General features: G+C 56.4%; 13 protein-coding genes. 6 read left to right on the forward strand and 7 right to left on the reverse strand.

From position 1 onward, the window contains the following. Positions 1 to 158: 158 nt before the first annotated feature. The 4 genes from EH31_RS05170 to EH31_RS05185 are packed head-to-tail and all read left to right on the forward strand — an operon-like array spanning position 159 to position 6,249. The gene (locus EH31_RS05170; RefSeq protein ID WP_034959057.1) at positions 159 to 2,006 is read left to right on the forward strand and encodes an alpha-amylase family glycosyl hydrolase; all 1,848 of its coding nucleotides are present in this window, start codon (positions 159 to 161) and stop codon (positions 2,004 to 2,006) included. Further along, entirely contained in the window at positions 2,003 to 3,679 is a 1,677-nt protein-coding gene (locus EH31_RS05175; RefSeq protein ID WP_051698951.1) for an alpha-amylase family glycosyl hydrolase, read from the forward strand. The genes EH31_RS05170 and EH31_RS05175 overlap by 4 nt, the downstream gene beginning before the upstream one ends. 4 nt (positions 3,680 to 3,683) lie before the next feature. Next, the gene (locus tag EH31_RS05180; protein ID WP_034958469.1) at positions 3,684 to 4,712 is read left to right on the forward strand and encodes a LacI family DNA-binding transcriptional regulator; all 1,029 of its coding nucleotides are present in this window, start codon (positions 3,684 to 3,686) and stop codon (positions 4,710 to 4,712) included. Between the two features lie 19 nt (positions 4,713 to 4,731). Further along, positions 4,732 to 6,249, forward strand: a complete 1,518-nt coding sequence (locus EH31_RS05185) for a tryptophan halogenase family protein (RefSeq protein WP_034959061.1) — start codon at positions 4,732 to 4,734, stop codon at positions 6,247 to 6,249. A 108-nt stretch (positions 6,250 to 6,357) separates the two neighbouring features. Here EH31_RS05185 and EH31_RS05190 read toward each other — a convergent pair whose 3' ends face one another. Then, the gene (locus EH31_RS05190) at positions 6,358 to 9,132 is read right to left on the reverse strand and encodes a TonB-dependent receptor (RefSeq protein ID WP_034958470.1); all 2,775 of its coding nucleotides are present in this window, start codon (positions 9,130 to 9,132) and stop codon (positions 6,358 to 6,360) included. Positions 9,133 to 9,528: 396 nt separating this feature from the next. Here EH31_RS05190 and EH31_RS05195 point away from each other — a divergent pair, with 396 nt between their 5' ends. Further along, a complete protein-coding gene (locus tag EH31_RS05195) occupies positions 9,529 to 10,230 on the forward strand; it encodes a DUF6445 family protein (RefSeq protein ID WP_241765831.1) in 702 nt (233 codons plus the stop codon). A 9-nt stretch (positions 10,231 to 10,239) separates the two neighbouring features. Then, positions 10,240 to 11,727, forward strand: coding sequence for a tryptophan halogenase family protein (locus EH31_RS05200; RefSeq protein WP_034958471.1), 1,488 nt, complete (start codon positions 10,240 to 10,242; stop codon positions 11,725 to 11,727). 6 nt (positions 11,728 to 11,733) lie between these two features. Here EH31_RS05200 and EH31_RS05205 read toward each other — a convergent pair whose 3' ends face one another. The 6 genes from EH31_RS05205 to EH31_RS18125 form a co-directional block, all read right to left on the reverse strand. Continuing rightward, the gene (locus tag EH31_RS05205) at positions 11,734 to 12,690 is read right to left on the reverse strand and encodes a HupE/UreJ family protein (protein ID WP_241765832.1); all 957 of its coding nucleotides are present in this window, start codon (positions 12,688 to 12,690) and stop codon (positions 11,734 to 11,736) included. A gap of 41 nt (positions 12,691 to 12,731) precedes the next feature. Next, positions 12,732 to 13,532 (reverse strand): peptidyl-prolyl cis-trans isomerase, encoded by an 801-nt coding sequence (locus EH31_RS05210; RefSeq protein WP_034958474.1) that lies wholly within the window; start codon positions 13,530 to 13,532, stop codon positions 12,732 to 12,734. Positions 13,533 to 13,541: 9 nt separating this feature from the next. Next, positions 13,542 to 15,497, reverse strand: a complete 1,956-nt coding sequence (locus tag EH31_RS05215) for a DUF3604 domain-containing protein (protein WP_169738763.1) — start codon at positions 15,495 to 15,497, stop codon at positions 13,542 to 13,544. An 89-nt stretch (positions 15,498 to 15,586) separates the two neighbouring features. Then, positions 15,587 to 16,345, reverse strand: coding sequence for an enoyl-CoA hydratase/isomerase family protein (locus tag EH31_RS05220; protein ID WP_034958475.1), 759 nt, complete (start codon positions 16,343 to 16,345; stop codon positions 15,587 to 15,589). Then, positions 16,342 to 17,442 carry a CaiB/BaiF CoA transferase family protein gene (locus EH31_RS05225; protein ID WP_034958476.1) on the reverse strand — a complete coding sequence of 367 codons (1,101 nt, stop codon included), beginning with the start codon at positions 17,440 to 17,442 and terminating at the stop codon, positions 16,342 to 16,344. Before EH31_RS05225 ends, EH31_RS05220 begins: the two co-directional genes overlap by 4 nt. Positions 17,443 to 17,514: 72 nt before the next feature. Further along, complete coding sequence (locus EH31_RS18125) at positions 17,515 to 18,582, reverse strand: hypothetical protein (RefSeq protein ID WP_422110918.1); 1,068 nt, start codon at positions 18,580 to 18,582, stop codon at positions 17,515 to 17,517. Positions 18,583 to 18,600: the final 18 nt, after the last annotated feature.

Here is an 18,600-nt window from a genome sequence, read left to right on the forward strand (position 1 = left end):
CATATTTGAATTAAGCGCTCTCCTAATATTCTCGGTTATTCCATATTATATTGCTATTTTTCCTGTGCTTAAGCCAACTTTTCTCGCTCTTGATAGGCTCGCACAAAGATTTGCAAAAATTCTCATTTGATGGCAATTAGCGCGCGGGAGACATGAGCATGAGACGAATCTGGGTTGCGGGCTTGGCCGCGTTAGCAGTGTTGGGCGGGACCGTATCCGCGATGGATGGCCCGCCCGAAGCGGAAAGCGCATTGCGCGAACGCCCGCCTGAGGACGAAGTGATCTATTTCGTGCTCCCCGACCGCTTCGCCAATGGCGATCCGACTAATGACAAGGGAGGCATTGAAGGCGAAGCTCTCGACCATGGTTTCGACCCCGCTCACAAAGGGTTTTATCACGGCGGCGACCTTGCCGGCCTCACCGCAAAGCTCGATTACATTCAGGGCATGGGCGTCACGGCTGTCTGGTTTGCACCGGTGTTCCAGAACAAGCCCGTTCAAGGGCCTCCGGGGCAGGAAAGCGCAGGCTACCACGGCTATTGGGTGACCGACTTCACCAGCATCGACCCGCATTTTGGCACCAATGAAGAGTTCAAGGCATTCGTCGATGCGGCGCACACGCGCGGGATGAAGGTCTATATGGACATCATCACCAACCGCACCGCCGATGTGATCCGCTATGCCGAAGGAGACGAGACCGGATATGTCTATCGCAGCAAGGGCGATTTTCCTTATTCGCGCAAGGGCGGAATTGGCGGCGAGCCCATCAATGAAGGATTTCTGGGTGATGAGGTTCAGACCGAAGAGAACTTCGCCAAGCTAACCGATCCGTCCTACGCCTACACGCCGGTTGTGCCAGAAAATGAGCGCGACGTGAAAGCGCCCGCGTGGCTCAACAATCCGATCTATTACCATAACAGAGGCGACACGACCTTCCGCGAGGAAAGCAGCCGCCACGGCGATTTCGTGGGCCTTGATGATGTGTTCACTGAACACCCGCGCGTGCTCGCAGGTATGATCGACATTTATGCGACCTGGATCAAGGAAACCGGCATCGACGGTTTTCGCATTGATACCGCGCGCCACGTGAACCCTGAGTTTTGGCAGACTTTTATCCCGGCCATGCTGGAAACCGCACGCGAAGAGGGCATTCCCAACTTCCATATCTTCGGCGAGGTTTACCGCGATGGTTCGGACAATGGATATATCGCGCAATACACCCGCCGCGATACGCTTCCCACGGTCCTTGATTTTGCCTTTCAGGCCGCAATGGTCGAAACGATCGCGCAAGGCCAAGGCACTGTGAAAATTGCAGAAATGTTTGACGGCGATGTGCTTTACGAAGGCGGCGAGGAGACAGCTCTCACTATGCCGACCTTCCTTGGAAATCACGATGCTGGGCGTTTCTCCACCTTTGTGCGCGGGGCCAATCCCAGCATCACTCAGCAGGAATTGCTCGACCGGGTTATGCTGGGCCATGTCATGATGATGACGCTCAGGGGATCTCCCACGATCTATTCCGGGTCAGAGCAAGGCTTTGTCGGGGACGGCAACGATCAGGCCGCGCGCGAAGACATGTTCGCGAGCCTTACCGATAGCTACAATGACAATGATCTTATCGGAACAGATGCAACAACGGCGAGCGAGAATTACGACACCGAGCATCCGCTTTACCGCCTGATTGGCGAGATGGCCCGCATCCGCAACAGGAACCCGGCCTTGAGGCGGGGCCTGCAAACCATGCGTGCCTACCGCGATGAGCCTGGCATCTTTGCTCTCACTCGCCATGATCCAGCAAGCGGGCAGAAGGTCCTGCTCGCCTACAACACTTCGTCTGAACCAATTGAGGTAAACGTGCCGGTTGACTATGCCTCGCGCAGCCTCAACACGCTTGCCGGAAGTTGCCCTGCCGCTGTCGCAGCACCGGGGGCCGTGACCGTCACTCTCCCGGCTCTCGGCTATGCCGTGTGCGAGTTGGTGGGCGAAACGAAGGCTCAGGTGCAATGAACAGACAGGTCGATATTTTGGCTGCGACAGGCGGCGAAACGACGCGCGAATGGTGGCGCGGAGCGGTGATCTATCAGATCTATCCGCGCAGCTTTCGCGACACCAATGACGATGGCATTGGCGACCTTAAGGGCATTGCCGAAAACCTCGATTACGTCGCATCGCTTGGGGTCGACGGCATCTGGATTTCGCCCTTTTTCACATCGCCGATGAAAGATTTCGGCTATGATGTCGCCGATTACTGCGGCATTGATCCAAGCTTTGGTGATTTTGACGACTTTGACGCGATTATCGAGCGCGCGCACGCGCTTGGCCTCAAAGTCATCATCGATCAGGTGTATTCGCACACCTCGGACGAACATGCTTGGTTTCAGGAAAGCCGCAAGGACCGCACCAACGACAAGGCGGATTGGTACGTTTGGGCCGATGCAAAGCCCGATGGATCGCCCCCTTCCAATTGGCAATCGGTGTTCGGCGGTTCAGCATGGCAGTGGGATGGCCCGCGCAAGCAGTATTATCTGCACAACTTCCTGAGCAGTCAGCCTGATCTCAATGTGCATAACCGCGATGTGCAGGACGCTCTGCTTGACGCCGCGCGTTTCTGGCTCGACCGGGGTGTTGATGGCTTCAGGCTCGATGCGCTCAATTTTTCGATGCACGATCCCGAATTGCGCGATAATCCGCCTTCGGGTGCTGCGTTAGAAGATGTGACCAGACCGTTTGATATGCAGATCAAGCGTTACAACCAAAGTCACGACGACATTCCCGCCTTTATAGAGCGCATCCGAGCAACGATTGAGGAATACCCCGACCGTTTCACTGTTGCCGAAGTGGGCGGCCCTGATCCTTTGGCGGAGATGAAGGCATTCACTGCAGACGGCAAAAGGCTCGATTCCGCTTACAATTTTGACTTTCTTTACGCCCCTGAGCTGAACGCTGAACGGATCAAGGCCTCGCTTGGCAATTGGGATGGAACGCCGGGTGAAGGTTGGCCTTCCTGGGCGTTTTCCAACCACGACGCACCGCGGTCGACGACGCGTTGGTCGCGGCCGAACAATTATGAACGGATGGCGCGGCTGTCGATGATGGTCCTGCTGTCCTTGCGCGGCAATCCGATCATTTACCAGGGCGAAGAGCTTGCCCTACCCCAAGGGCAAGTGGCTTTTGAAGACCTGCTAGACCCAGAAGCCATCGCCAATTGGCCTCACACATTGGGACGAGACGGGGCGCGCACACCCTTCCCATGGGCCGCGCACCAGCCTCAAGCAGGCTTTTCAAACGCGAACCAGACGTGGCTCAAGGTCGATCCGGCCCACGCAGATCGCGCGGTCGACGTCCAATCCAAGGACCATACTTCCTCACTCAATTATACGCGCCGCTTGCTCACCTTGCGCAAATCCCTTGCCCCTCTTTTGACCGGGACAAGCGAGCTACTCGACACCCCCAAGGAAATCATCGCCTTCGTCCGGCGCACAGACACTGGTGCCACTGGTGCTACTGGTGCGGTGCTTTGCGCCTATAATCTGAGCGAGCGAATTCTTGATTGGGCCCCACCCCCAGAGTTTTGCGATGCAAAGGTTGTCGCAAGCGAAGCAATAAGCGATGAGCATGGGAGAGTTTCAGGGGTAATGGCCCCGAGAAGCGGATATTGGGCAGTTCGAAAAGGCGAATAGAGCGATGGCTGGGGGCTCAGGTAAGGCCGGCAAAAATGCCAGATTGGAAGATATTGCGCGTCAGGCCGGCGTATCGATCTCCACCGTATCCAGAGCGCTCAATGACAGCCCTGCCGTCAATCGCCGCACCAAACAGGAAGTCTGGCGCATTGCGCGCGAGCACGACTATGACTTTCGCTCGACCATGCCCAACGGGCCGATTGGCGCGGACGCAACAATTGCCGTCATTGTCCCTGCCCCGCAGGCGCGCGAAACACGGGTGTCAGACCCCTTCTTCCTCGAATTGCTCGCCGGAATTGCGGAGGCTGCGCGCGACCGCAAAGTCGACCTGGTGATCAGCCACATCTTCCCGCGCACGGTCGAGGACCTTGAGTTTGCGATGACCACAAGCCGCGCGAAAGGCATGATCTTCATCGGCCAAAGCTCGCTTCATGATGGTTTCAACGAACTGATCGACCGCGATGATCGCTTTGTGGTGTGGGGCGCCGACTTTGCCGATGCGCTCTATTGCACGGTGGGTTCGGACAATGTTGCAGGCGGAAGGCGCGCCACCTCGCACCTCATCCGATTAGGCCGTGAACGCATCTTGTTCCTTGGCGACACCGAAGCGCCCGAAGCAGAGCAGCGCTATCGCGGATATCGCATGGCATTGGAGCAAGCAGGGCGCGATATTGATGATAGCCTGGTTTTGCCTGCCCATTTCGATGTGCAATCAGGCGAATCCGCTACGCGCTCAGCGATTGAGCGTGGCCTTGAATTTGATGCCATTTTTGCCGCAAGCGATTTGATCGCAATCGGCGCGATGCGCGCGCTCAGCCTGTCAGGCCGGTCGGTCCCTGACGATGTCGCCGTTGTGGGTTATGACAATATCCCGGCGGCCCGCCTTGTAACACCGCGCTTGACCACGATTGACCAGGACACCAATCTGGCAGGGCGAATGCTGGTCTCGAAACTGATCGACACGCAGGGCGGACAGGCAATTTCAGAACGGTTGGAAACCAGCCTTCTGATCAGAGAAAGCTGCGGAGGATAACGTGACCCCAGGTGAGGGTTTGGGGGAGCCCAGACCGCTTCAAAAAATCGTGATCGTGGGCGGTGGCAGTGCGGGCTGGATGACGGCGGCTGCCCTTTCCGACGCGCTTGGGACCGCTTGCAACATCACCCTTGTCGAATCCGAGGCAATCGGCACTGTGGGCGTTGGCGAGGCTACAATCCCGCCAATCCGCACCTTCAATCAGCGTATCGGCATCGACGAGGCGACCTTCGTCAAAGAGACAGCGGGCTCATACAAGCTGGGCATTCAGTTCGTCGATTGGTCACGCAAAGGGCACAGCTACTTCCACCCCTTTGGCCAATATGGCGCAGAGTTCGATAAGGTGCCTTTCTACCATTATTGGATGCGAGAGAGCCTTGCTGGACGCATGGAAGGGCCGATTGACGATTTCTCTATGTGCTGGGCCATGGCGAAAGCTGGCAAGTTTGCGCATCCCGTTCCCGACCGCCGCAAAATCCAATCGACATTCGATTACGCCTATCATTTTGATGCAGGGCTTTATGCAGCGTACCTGCGCCGATTGTCCGAAGCGCGCGGCGTCACCCGCATCGAAGGCCGCGTCACAGATGTCACCCAGCGCGCCGAAGACGGCTTCATTCAAAGCGTCACTTTGGACAGCGGCGAAGTTGTTTCGGGCGAGCTCTTCATTGACTGCAGCGGGTTTCGCGGGCTTTTGATCGAGGGCACACTCAAAGCGGGTTACGAGAATTGGCAGCACTGGCTACCATGTGACCGCGCTGTGGCTGTGCCGTGTTCCAAGGGCGAAGAGATCACGCCCTACACGCGCTCCACAGCCAAAGAGGCCGGCTGGCAATGGCGCATCCCGCTTCAACATCGCACTGGCAACGGATATGTCCACTGCAGCGAGTTTATCAGCGAGGATGAAGCCACTGCAACGCTCATGGGTTCGCTCGATGGGGAGCCTCAGGCAGACCCGCGCACTCTTCGCTTTGTAACAGGTATGCGGCGCAAGTTTTGGGACAAAAACTGCGTTGCTATCGGGCTTTCAGCCGGCTTTATGGAGCCGCTGGAATCGACCAGCCTGCATCTGATCCAATATGGCATTTTGCGTCTGCTCGCTCTGCTACCCGACAACGCGATGTCGCCGCTTTTGGCGCGCGAATACAATCGCCAGACGGCGAGTGAATATGAACGCATCCGCGACTTTCTGATCCTGCATTACAAGGCGACGACCCGCGATGATACGGAGCTGTGGCGGTATTGCAGCGCGATGGAGATACCGGACAGCCTGCAATACAAAGTCGATCACTTCCGCGAGTACGGCCTGCTTGTGTCAGACGAGCGCGAGCTTTTCGCCAACCCCAGCTGGATCGCGGTGTATTTGGGCCAGGACATCACCCCCAAACGCGCGCCCGCCATCACGCAGATGCGCGAGGGCGTGCCTGTGAGCGAACGGATGGGAATGGTCGCAGCTGCCATGGAAGGCGCAGTAGCTGAGATGCCTGCGCACGCAGATTTCCTGCGCCAATTTTGTCCCTCGCCGCTCGCTGTTTAGTCTCGGCTGACGGCAGCGCGCGCCTCAGGACAAATCTCAATCAGGCACCAAAAAGGCCCGCTGTTTCCAGCGGGCCTTTCAGTCTCGGGAATGCGACCCGGAGAGACTTTAGAAGTTCTTACGGATCGTGAAGTTGAACGTGCGCCCATAGATTTCATGACGGCTCGGGAATGCGCCGATCACGGCACCATTTGGACCCAGCAGATCGTTCTGCGTAACAAACGGTTCATTGGTGAGGTTAAACGCCTCAACCAGAATACCCAGACCTGCAAGCGGTCCTGTGTCATTCTGGAAAGTATACCCGATTTGCGCATCAAGGATCAGCTCATCGCGTGCATCGGCACCCGCAAGTGACCCATCGAAGTTCTGCACTTCAGACAAGAACCCGCTACGATAGCGCGCAGCCAGTTTCGCGCGGAAACCATCACGCTCATAAAAGATGTCACCCGACCAAGTTTCATCCGAATAGCCCGGGATGGGTAGCGGGTCATCATTCTGGTCATCAACCGTTGCATCAGCGTAGGTATAGCTGAAGAAGCCACCGAACCCTTCGAGTGCCGAGGTCAAATCAGCGAAATCGACACGGACTGTGCCTTCGATGCCGGTAATCGAACCATCAGCAAAGTTGACGGGCCCACTAAATACGCCGGTTGCCAATTCTGGCGCGTTCGTGAGAATGCTACCGAAACCAGCGTTCTCGATTGGCTGTGTCAGATCGACGATCTCGTTAAAATCGATGATCCAGTCTGACAAATCCTTATGGAAGGCAGCGATGATGATCGCGGAACCGGGTGAGAAGTATTTCTCAAACGACACGTCAAACGACAAGGATTCGTATGGATTAAGAAGCGGGTTTCCGCCGCTGAGGTTGAAACATACCAATTGCGGCGGGTTAAAGCCAAGCACCGTATCAGGGATTTGGTCTCCATCCGTATCAGCGCAGCTGAGCGGATTGACGTTGATATTCTGGTTGGCCGCTAGTTGATCAAGCCTTGAACGCGTGATTGTCTTTGCCGCTGCAAGCCGGATGAAGGTGTCCGTTCCAACCTCGAAGCTCAAGTTCGCGCTTGGCAGGAAGTCTTCATAGTCCGTGCCAACCGTGTTGACGAAACCGCCGCTGATCGTGCCGGTCGAGGACTGGTCAGTGAAAGCATAACGCAGGCCGATGTTACCTCGAACCGGGATTTCACCGAGCATTCCATCGATATTGGCCTGAACGTAAAGATTGTGGACTTCCTCGTTCACGACCCACTCGGTGTCATCTGTGGCGCGCTCAAGCAGATAGGTGCCATCAGTCAACAATCCTGATGGATCATAAGCGATGATGTTCTGGCCCAGGTTGCCAGTGTCAGTCGCGCCGCGGATCAGCCCTGTTGGGATAGGAGCCGCACCGTCAACAAAGCCAGCGCCAGCACGAAGGAAGGTCCCGTTGTTGTCGAAGTCTTTTTCGCGGTCTGTGTAAAGCCAACCGGCAATCACACTGTCAAACAAGCCGCCGTTGAATTCATAGGCGAACTCTGCACGCAACTGATGCAGCTCGTCATTGATCTCTGGCTCACGCAGGAAGCCGACCTGGCCCCAGCCGCCTGGATCAGTCAAAAGAACATTTGCCGGATCTGTGTAGTCGATCAGTCCATTGATCGAATACTCGCCGTTGCGCGGGAAAGTGAAATTCAACGTATCTTGCGCGCCGGAGCGTGCTGGACCTGTTCCTGCATAGGACTCATAATCGATATCCGTCCGGCTAAGCGTCGAATAACCGTAATCGAGGATCAGGCTAATATTGTCGGTGACATTGAAATCCGCATTCGCGCCGATAGCGAAAATCTCGCTATCATTGCCCTCGGTGTCGGTACGAAGGATCGGAACAACCGCGCTGTACGTTGCGCTATCGGCGAACGGACCGTTACCGGTGGCGCCTTCGAACTGTGCGCCGCTCCACGATGCAATCGGCGTTTCAGTGCCGCGGAAGATCCCGGAATCCTGAGTATCGGTATAAAAGCCGTCGATCATCAGGGCAAAGTCGTCGCTTGGCTCAAACTGAAGTGTACCGGCGATAGAGGTGCGCTCAAACTCGCGGCTCACCGCGCCCTGGCGCGGGTTATCTGATGGATAGATCACACCGTTAGCATCAGTTGTGACCTGGAATTGGTTGGTTTTCAACTCTCGCGAGATTGTCTGTTGAGGGTTCGATTGAACCGTAACACCAAGCGACCAACCCAACGTCCCAGCCGCGTTTTGGTCAATGTAAGAGCCAAAGAAACGATACCCATCATCTGGGAAGTCGGGGTTGCGCTGACCAGCGTCGTTTAGAACATAGGTAGCCTGTGCAGTGATCTTTCTCTCGTTATAGTCGAGCGGACGCACAGTGCGAAGGTCGACCGCACCAGCGATACCGATCGCTGCCAAACGCGCATCACCTGTCTTATAGACAATACCCTGGCTGATAAGCTCTGAGGGAAACTGGTCAAATTCAATGCCGCGGTTGTTGCCAGAAGAGACAACCTCGCGGCCATTAAGCAGTGCGAGCGAGAAGTCTGGACCAAGACCGCGGATCGAAATCTGCTGTGAACGGCCACGAACACGCTGCGCTGTCACGCCCGGAAGGCGAGCAAGCGAGTCAGCGATCGAAAGGTCGGGAAGCTGCCCAAGATCCTCAGCAGAAATCACTTCGACGATCGAAGTAGCATCGCGCTTTGTATCGAGCGAGGTTTGAATGGCGCTGCGAATGCCGGTTACGACAATCGCATTGTCTTCATCCTCAGTAACCTCGGTGGTGTTGCCGTCTTGCGCAGCAGCAGGAGCTGCCATTGCCACAAGCGCGAGCCCGGTCGCTGCTCCAGACAGCAAGCGAGCGTTAGCGGTGAAACGCTTCAATCCCATAATTCAGTCCTCTCCAAATCGCATCACGACTTTTGCGTAATTTGCATTTTTTTTCATAGCGGAGATTCGTTGACTCGTAAAACAGGAATTTTCAAACGACACCAAAATAACCAGAATTTCCCTTTTCTCATTATTTATTAGATGTTTGGGTATTCATATTTTCGCCAAAAGCAGCAAAATACGCGGAACAATGTGAGGAGTGTGGCGACTGGGTCACACTCTGATGCGTGCTGGTCGAAGGAAATTCGATTTTACCCTGCAACTGCGACCACCCCTTCGATTTTAAGCTCAATATTTATCTTATTTACAGTGTGTTAGTAGGTTCTTTTGGTGTTCTCCGACGGATTTGATATCCTTTGACACCTGACAGAAGCGCGACCGAGGTTTCTTTGATTCATGCATGATTGGACAATCTCGGTAGAACAGGCTGAAGCGGATCATTTTTCCCAATTAAATCATAGCTATGTTTGTATTAAGCAGTTTCTGAAGGCACCTGAAACAGCGATTGGTTTTGCATCTTTGCAAAATTTTGCAGCAATCACTCCGCAATATCCCGGGATACGCGCGCCGCTACCCAAAGCTGTTTCGACCGATTGGCTTCATGCCCTCACACCTATGCTCGACAGCGCGTTCGGGAGAACGGACGATGGCTGGGAAATTCAAGCTTGGTTTTCGCTCGTCACTGCAAGGCCGCAAGACCTTATACCGATGCAGCGCTTTCCCCATGTCGATGGGACCGACCCCAATCAATTGGCCATGATGCTTTATCTCAACGAGACCGATCACGGCGGAACGGGGTTTTTCAGGCATCGCTCAACCGGGTTTGAGGCACTCACAGACGAAAATTTCCCCGCCTACCGGAATGCATTGCAAGCCGATGTTCAAAAGTCAGGCCTGCCTGATGCTGCATATGTTACGGATGGTGCACCGTATTTTGAAATGATCCACAAAAGTACAGGCGCATTCAATGAAGCCATCTTCTACCGTGGTAATGTGCTGCATTCAGGGATTATCGACAATTCGGCAGAGTTGTCAGCTGACCCCAGAAAAGGTCGATTGACCATAAACGCATTTTTCCGGCCATCGGCAAAGCCGTAAGAGAGAACAGTGAGCGATAGTAAACCAAGTAAGCTTGTGATCGTCGGCGGGGGCACCGCGGGTTGGATTTGTGCAGCGGCTTTTGCTCGCCTCATGGGCAAGGCGATTGACATCGAGCTTGTCGAATCTGAAGCCATCGGGACCGTAGGCGTAGGCGAGGCGACAATCCCTCAGATCATCCGCCTCAACACGATCCTTGGCCTTGATGAACGCGATTTTGTGAAGCGTACCAACGGCACTTTCAAGCTTGGAATTGAATTTGTGGACTGGGGTAAGCCTGGCTCCAAATATCTCCACACCTTCGGCGATGCGGGAATGAGCCTGGCGAGCGTGCCCTTCCACCAATATTGGTCGCGTGCGGCGTCATTGGGGCACGACAAAGACCTTTGGCACTATTCCTTGCACCAAGTGGCGGCTGATCAGGCAAGGTTTGGCAAGCTCGACCGGGTGGGCAACACGTCGATGACAGGGCTTGCCTACGCGTACCATTTCGATGCGAGCCTTTATGCCGCATACCTCCGCGAGTTTTCCGAAGAGCGCGGGGTCACTCGTACCGAAGGGATTGTAAGCGCGGTTGCGCGCGATGCCCAAAGCGGGGACATCACCTCCATCACCCTCGAGAGCGGCAAAGAGGTCAAAGGCGACTTCTTTATCGACTGCACCGGATTTCGCGCACTGCTTCTGGGACAGGAGTTGGGCGTGGGTTATCAGGACTGGTCCCACTGGCTCCCCTGCAACAGTGCGCAAGCCGTGCCAAGCGAGCGGCTGGACACACTCGTGCCCTTTACCCGTGCCACGGCAAAGCAAGCTGGGTGGCAATGGCGTATCCCGCTGCAACATCGCACCGGCAATGGCCATGTCTATTGCAGCGATTTTATCACCGATGAAGCAGCGGGCGATGTGCTGCTTGAAGGACTTGATACCAAGCCACTGGCGGACCCGCGTACCATCCGCTTTACCACGGGGCGGCGGGAACAATTCTGGTCACACAATTGCGCTGGCATCGGCCTTGCAAGCGGGTTTTTGGAACCGCTGGAATCGACCAGCATCCACCTCATCCAATCACAGGTGAGCCGCCTGTTGCAGCTTTTCCCGACGAGCAAGGACGCCTCGAAAGAGCGCGCGGAATACAATCAGCGCTGTTCCAATGAGTTTGAGCAAATTCGCGATTTTCTTATCCTGCATTACCACCAAACGGAACGTGAGGATTCAGAGTTCTGGCGCTACTGCAAGAATATGAAAGTGCCAGACAGTCTGACCCACAAGATGGAGCTGTTTGCGTCAAGTGGACGGATTGGCCGCGATGCTGATGACCTCTTCCGCGAGGCGAGCTGGGTGCAGGTGATGCTTGGTCAGGGAATAACCCCGCGCGGATATGATCCGATGGCTAATTGTTTAACCGACGCAGAATTGACCGAGTTTCTTGGCAATGTGCGCAAGCTTATCGAGCGCGCTGTTGGTAGTCTGCCAAGCCACGAAGCCTTCCTCGCGCAATAGGTAGGCTCAGCCGATTAGCCGCTCAATGAGCCAGAAGCTACCAATCGCCCCAATGCCATAGGTTGCGCTGGTGAGTGCCCTGCTCTCTACCAAAGGCGGGAACCGTCTGAGGCCTGCGAGGATCGCGACGGTAAGCGCCACCACCAGCAACTGCCCCGCTTCAACGCCGAGGTTAAAGGCAAAGAGCGCAGCAGCAAGCTGGGTCTGGGGGAGGCCGATGTCGGCCAAGGCGCCAGCAAAGCCAAAGCCGTGGATCAACCCAAAGGCAAAGGCGACCGCCCACGGAAAACGGCGCGTCAGGGTCTGCCGCTCTGGATCACGCAGAAGCAGCGCAACCTCAACCGCAAGGAACACGATAGAAAGGGCAATCAGCGCCTCAACCGGCCGGGATGGCAGCCCTGAATACCCCAGAACTGTCGCCACAAGCGTGATCGAGTGGGCAATGGTAAAGGCCGTCGTAGCCTTCACCACGGGCCAGGGATTGCGCACCAAAAGGACAAGCGCGATAACGAACAGCAGGTGATCCCAACCAAAGACTATATGCTGCGCCCCGATCACGAAATAGTCGCCAAACACGCTTAACGGATCGGGCTCTGCCAGGATGGTGGCCGCAGGCTCGTCGGCAGTCAGGCGAAAGCTTTGCGTGGGTGCATCAACCGGAACAAAGCGGGCTATGGCGTCAGACTTGCCAAGCAATTCGCTAAGGCCAAACTGGCCGCCTGCGGGATCTCCGTCGCACGCAAGGCTAGCCCGGCCCATTAACGCCGCCGATTGGATGCGCTGCACCTTTTCGCCTTGGATCGTGCAATTGTCGGGGATCACCGGCTCAAGTGTATTGGTCAAAAGCCCCGCGCTTCCAACCGAAAGCGTGACCTTCCAATCGAGCGTATATCGCCCCTCGCCCGCCTCGCGCATTTCTACGACTGATGGGCGCAGTTCATGCGCGCTCAGCGGAAATGCCAAGAGGATGGCAATCACGCCAATAGCCCAGCGCAGCACACCTCTCACCGGTCGATGTCGATGCGGTATGCGCTGCGCAGGGTTTCGTAGGCACGCTCTTTACGCGCCTCGATCTCTGCTGTGCGCCAGTCGTTGGCTATGCGCGTGCGCAAGGGTTCAAAATCGGGCTTTGGCACGTCGCGTTTGGTCAGTCGCACCACGTGCCAGCCGAAGCCTGATTGCAGCGGCCCTTGCCAGTCGGCACCGGGCTCAAAATCACGCAAAGCCGTAGCGAATTGCTGACCGAACCGAGCCTCCACATCGCGCATGGCGGTGTCTGAGATGCTGCCCGGCAGGCTTGTCGCTTCGCCGCGTGGAGCAGAGGCGCCCAAGGCGGCGCGCGCGCTCGCTTCGCTTGAAAACACCTCTTGTTCCAAGGTTACGCTTGCATTGGCCAAAGCCTCATTGGCGTAAAGCTTAGAATTGTCATTGAGAAACGCCCGCAGCGTCTCGTCAGATGGCTCTGCTGTTTCCGCAGCAAGACTTGCCGACAGGTCCATTTTCGACACTAACCGCCGGCGCACAATCGCATCGCTTTCATCAAAGCCAAGCCGCAATGCCTCGCGGTAAAGCACCTCTTCGCGAACGTAAGCGTCCACCGCCAAGTCCAATTCCGCATCCGTCGGCGCGCGGCCCATGGTCAGCGTCCAGCTCTCAGCGATCTTCTGCTCTTCGGCCGCCCCGACTTTAATCACCCGTGAAGAGGGATCAGGCGGCGAACCGCCCCAAGTGAGCGCCAAATACAAAACTGCACCCAAGACTGTGAAATGGACAAGCGGTTCGCGCGTCCAACCCGGTAGGTTCATCTATGCCTCTTAACTCGCAGGTTTAAGCCATATGGGCGAGGTGTACGCCCGCTCCTGTGCGACGGCATCGGCCATCGCCTCTTGGGTCAAGGTCACGCCAAAGCGCACTGCATCAAACAAGGTCCAGCGCGGCGTAGGGATTTCCAGAACGCGAACGTAATAGAACGCGCGCGCGCCCTCGCGGAAATCGGGGTCGATCCATGTGGTGCGCAATTCAGCGGCGCCAATATCGTTGGTATAGGTCGCATCCTCGCGGTTCACCGTATCACCAACCGAAGGCACCTTGCCTCCCAGTTTACGGCGCGTGTCCATATCGCTCCAAACGACGTCATAGACGCGCTCCTGCATCTCGCCCGAGGCATCGAGCCAGCCTTTGATAACCTGCACCCGGTCAAGATTTGCCCCATCCGGGTCCTTTATCGCGCTTATGAGGAAGCTTGGCGCACTGCCCGTGTCCTCCAACTCGCCGCCCATGGGAACGCCGCTGGTGTAGCCTTTGCGCACCCAATCACCGTCCCAATCATCGGCGGTAAAGCCAAAGCCGCCAAACACGCGCACGCTCATGCGCGGGCCAGTGGTTGCGTAGACCTCACGCCGGGCAAAGGCGTCGAAGATTTCTGCACGCGTATTGCCCCTTGCCCAGGCCGCCGCATAGCCGCCTGCAAGGTAATGCCAGCCAAAGCGCCCTTCGCGCGTGCCAAGGTTTTGGCCCTGAATGGCCCGGTCGGTATAAGACTGCTCGTTCCCGGTGTGCTTGCCCCAGAAATTATCCTCATCACCCGTGGCAAGCGAGGTATGGCTATCAGTCGAACCGATCATCCCAAAGGCGTATGGGTTGACGCCCAGCTGTTCTTCCAGCGTTAGTCCGCGAAGCAAAGCGGAGCGCGCATAAGAACCCGCATACATCGATGGCTCGGTCTTTTCGCTTAGGCTCAAATTGCCAAAGTCCCAGCCCTGAACACCAAAACCGGCCATCTCATCATTGGGGGATAGATAGGGGTGGGTTTCGCTGTCCCCTTTGATTTGTGTCGCTTCAATCACCGGCTCTGCCCAAGCGCGAAGGGCGGCATATTCCGGGGTCATGGGGGAGCCATCCTCCATGGTCATTTGAAACATCAAGCCATTGGAAAGGTTGGAATTATGGGGAATAGCAAGCACTCGCCCCCCGGTCTTTTCCTCATAGCTTTTCATATACTCCCACAATTGCGGGGCGGTGGTTTGTAGGCCGGGGAAAGGCACGGTCTGCCGTGTCTTGTCCGATCCATCGCGGAACATCACCACACGGTGCAAATTGTTGCCATTGGGCATAGCGGTCCACTCATAGCCCGCAAGCGCGGTAAAAACGCCCGGCTCGTTATAGCGGTCAAGTATGGAAAGCTGCGTGTTCCAGATATCCTTTGTCGCCTTGATCGCCGCGTCGCCTTCTGGAGCTATCCCTTCGGGCACCCGGTCTTCTGCTGCTGCTGAAATAAGCTCGCCAATCGCCCGGGTCGATTGCTCAGGGCTTTCGTGCATCATGTCATACCAGCGAAGCACGGTTTCATCGCCGATCACCCAATTTACATACCAACGCGGCGCATCATACAGGCGACGGGTCGCGCCAAGCGCATCGGAATGATCAGCGATCACCAGAAAATCGAGCGGCCGGGAAAGCTGTGTTTCAGCCCCCGTGGTCGCCGTCACCGTCTCCCCGCGCGCAAAGCGCAAAGCTGCCTCCGGACCAAGCCTTGTACCAAAGCCGAAGGCATCGACCGAGTTATCGGTGTGGAGGTGAGTGTCGCCCCAGTAAGGCCGGTCAGGAAATTCTGCGAGCTCGATCGTATCGGTGCCATCGCCCGATGCTTCCGCGCTGGCCTGCGGTTCGCTGTCTGAACAGCCCGCAAGGCTAATCGCCATAACGCTGGCAAATGCAAGCGAGCTCCAGCTCGATTTTGCCTGATCCGATTTCGCGATAATGACGCGCATCAGCCCCTCCCTTTTTATGTTTTCCCTCATCGTGCAGCATCGCTTCCAACATGCGCACCGTCAAGCACCATGGGGTAAACGTGTCCGGTCTAATCGGAGAAGTTGGGCCTGCGTTTCTCAACAAAAGCCGTGCTGCCTTCGAGAAAGTCAGCCCCCTCAAAGCTTTGCGCGAAAATGCGTAGAGTTTCCGTATCCTCTGCCATCTGTCCATCAAGAGCGCGCCGCACGAACCGTTTATTTTCGCGGTTTGAATGCGGGCTTACAGCGAGCATTTCAGCGATGATTGCATCGGGCTCATCGCGCAGCATCTCAACTAGCCCGATCCGCAATGCCTCATCGGCATCGATCAGTCCGCCAGTGAACAAGATACGTTTCGCCTGACCCGGCCCGACCAGATCGGTGAGCAGCTTCACATCGTGAAACGGATACACAAGGCCAAGCTTTGCAGGCGTAATCCCAAACCGCGCAGCCGATGTGGCGACACGCAAGTCACAGGCCAAGGCAATGCCGCAGCCCCCGCCAATGCAATCGCCTTCGACAAAGGCGAGCGTAGGCAGATTGAGCCGCGCAAGTTTGTGTTGGACAAGGTTGATTGCCGCTTGGTTGGCCTGGCGCCACTGGGCATCATCCTTTTGCGCGAGCATTTCCTTGATATCGGCCCCTGCGCAAAAACTCGCGCCTGCCTGCGCCGAACGGATCACCAGCAGGCGCAGGTCGCTGTTGGCTTCGACCTCGTCAAGAAGGCTGGGCATGGCGCTCCACATATCCATGTTGAACGCATTACGTTGATCGAGCCGGTCGATCAGCAAATGCCCGGTTGCCCCTTCAATTTCCAGCCGGAGTGTCATGCGCCATGCTCGCCCTTCTTTGGCACTGGGCGAGGGCTCCATTCTTCTCCTGCAAACCGAATAGCGGGCGCGATATGGTTGCCGCCTCCTTCCGCCTCGACGAGCAAACCGCGCTCAGCAATATGCGGCTCATCGAAAGCCTCACGGAAGTTCAACACAGGCGAAAATGCGACGTCCTTATCAGCAAACCATTCCACCCACTGGGCGCGGGTTTTGGTCGCGAAAGTATCCTTCAAGAATGCGATTAACTCCCTCTGCTCCCCCGCAGGTGCTTCGGCAAGAGGCAACAGGTCCAACTGGTCAAGCGCCGTAAGCAGGTTTGTCGCAAACTTGATCTCGCGCCCACCCAACGCCACGTGCTTGCCATCTTTTGTCGCATAAATTTGATAGAAAGCCGCACCGCCAAGCGAGCGCTGTGATTGCGATTGGGGGCTTTCCCCACCCGCAATCGCGCTGCCAGCAGTATGCGCGCACCATGGCAAAAGGCTGTCGAACATGGCGCAGTCGATATACGCGCCCTCGCCCGTGCTGTTCCGTCCGATGAGCGCCATAAGCACCGCCGATAATGCCGTCAGACCCGAGGCCAGATCAGCGCTTGCCGCACCTGGCACGACCGGCGTTCCATCCGGGCCATCGTTGACCGCAAGAAAGCCTGCCAGCGCCTGAACCGCCATATCGTGCGCGGGGTGATGGGCGAGTGCGCCATCCTGACCAAAGGCCGAGATCGAGCAATAGATAATGTCGGGCTTGATCGCTTTGACGCGATCATAATCAAAGCCCAGCCGCTTCATCACGCCGGGGCGAAACCCTTCGACAAAAACATCCGCGCTTCGGATAATTTCGCAAAGACGCGCCTTGCCCTCCTCCGATTTCAGATCAAGGACAACGCTTTTCTTGCCGCGATTGAGGTTGGCAAACCAGACCGAATTCTCCTCACCATTATAGGTGTCAAACGGAGCCTGATCGCGCGCTGGATCGCCGTTTGCGGGCTCGATCTTGATCACTTCCGCACCCTGATCGGCCATCATGACGCTCATCATGGGGCCAGGCAGAAATTGCGACAGGTCCACTACGCGAATGCCGGAAAGCTTGCCCATAAATGCGTGTCTTCTTCCGTTTAAGAGCCGGTTTAGTCGGCGCGCACTAATGAACGAGGCAGGACAAATGTCCTAGCCGTAAAATTCGCTCATCAGATCATCGGTCAAAAGCGGCCCTGCAAACGTGAAATCGTCTCCGATGTCGTCCAGCGGAATAGGTTGTGCAATGTCTGGCACGTCGGGACTTGCAAACAGCACAGCTGGCCCACCTGATACCGGCTCGCCAGATGCAGATTGCGAACCATTGTCGAACCAATCGCCATAGGTTTCTTCACCAAAACCGTTTGCGTTCAGGAATTCGATGACCTGCTCTTGTGACTGATAGTTGGCGTAGCGAATGTTCCCGTCTGCCTCCATCACTGCGCGCAAGAATGCGGTGCCATCGTTGAGCGCAAAATACACGTCCTGAAGGCCATCACCGTCATAATCATCAGCGCCAAGCACGCGGTTGATGTTTTCGATCTCCAGATCGTTCTGGAAACGGCGTTGGCTGTCATTGGGTGAGCCCTGCACCACATCGCCAGATTGCACGAGAGGATCAATGTAGATGCCGGCGACGCGGGTTTCGCCCGCCCAGCTGAAGTCTTCAAAGTAGACGAGGCCTTCGCTGTCCGCACCAACCGTTGCAAACCGGCCAATGGCATCGTTGACAAGGATTTGGTCGATATCGCCATCTCCGTTGATGTCGGCCGCACCAATGCGCAGCCAGTTCCCATTGCCGCCAAGCGCGTTTCCGTCGAAATCGCGGATATTGTTCATCGCCGCTTGATAAATGGCCGGGTCCGGCGTGTCGAAATTGACCGTTACACCAAGCCCTGGGCGAAGGCGCAGGATCTGATCATCAAACTGCGCAAACTCGATGCCGATGAGAAGGTCGTTTCCATCGGGGCCAGAAACGCCGAAAGAACGGTCTGTAAACTGCACCACAGTGTAATTCGCAAGAGTGCCCCGGAAGATGGCTGTGTCGACGTTCGAGCCCCCTTCGATTACGTCATCTCCAAAGCCACCGGTGAAAACGTTCACCGCATCATTGCCGATGATGGTGTCACCGCCGCTGCCCCCGATAACACGTTCAATGCTGATCAGGGTATCGACGCCATAGTCGCCAGTGTCCTGCGCCGTTTCAATGGTCAGATCGATGCGAACCGGCCCAAACGC

This window comes from Erythrobacter longus, assembly GCF_000715015.1.
Classification (GTDB): domain Bacteria; phylum Pseudomonadota; class Alphaproteobacteria; order Sphingomonadales; family Sphingomonadaceae; genus Erythrobacter; species Erythrobacter longus.

What these genes read in the sequence shown, in the direction of transcription:
- EH31_RS05180 (WP_034958469.1), top strand. Translation starts at nt 3,684, where the DNA reads ATGGCTGGGGGCTCAGGTAAGGCCGGCAAAAATGCCAGATTGGAAGAT.
- EH31_RS05210 (WP_034958474.1), bottom strand. Translation starts at nt 13,532, where the DNA reads ATGAACCTACCGGGTTGGACGCGCGAACCGCTTGTCCATTTCACAGTC.
- EH31_RS05220 (WP_034958475.1), bottom strand. Translation starts at nt 16,345, where the DNA reads ATGACACTCCGGCTGGAAATTGAAGGGGCAACCGGGCATTTGCTGATC.
- EH31_RS05175 (WP_051698951.1), top strand. Translation starts at nt 2,003, where the DNA reads ATGAACAGACAGGTCGATATTTTGGCTGCGACAGGCGGCGAAACGACG.
- EH31_RS05195 (WP_241765831.1), top strand. Translation starts at nt 9,529, where the DNA reads ATGCATGATTGGACAATCTCGGTAGAACAGGCTGAAGCGGATCATTTT.
- EH31_RS05215 (WP_169738763.1), bottom strand. Translation starts at nt 15,497, where the DNA reads ATGCGCGTCATTATCGCGAAATCGGATCAGGCAAAATCGAGCTGGAGC.
- EH31_RS05225 (WP_034958476.1), bottom strand. Translation starts at nt 17,442, where the DNA reads ATGGGCAAGCTTTCCGGCATTCGCGTAGTGGACCTGTCGCAATTTCTG.
- EH31_RS05190 (WP_034958470.1), bottom strand. Translation starts at nt 9,132, where the DNA reads ATGGGATTGAAGCGTTTCACCGCTAACGCTCGCTTGCTGTCTGGAGCA.
- EH31_RS05170 (WP_034959057.1), top strand. Translation starts at nt 159, where the DNA reads ATGAGACGAATCTGGGTTGCGGGCTTGGCCGCGTTAGCAGTGTTGGGC.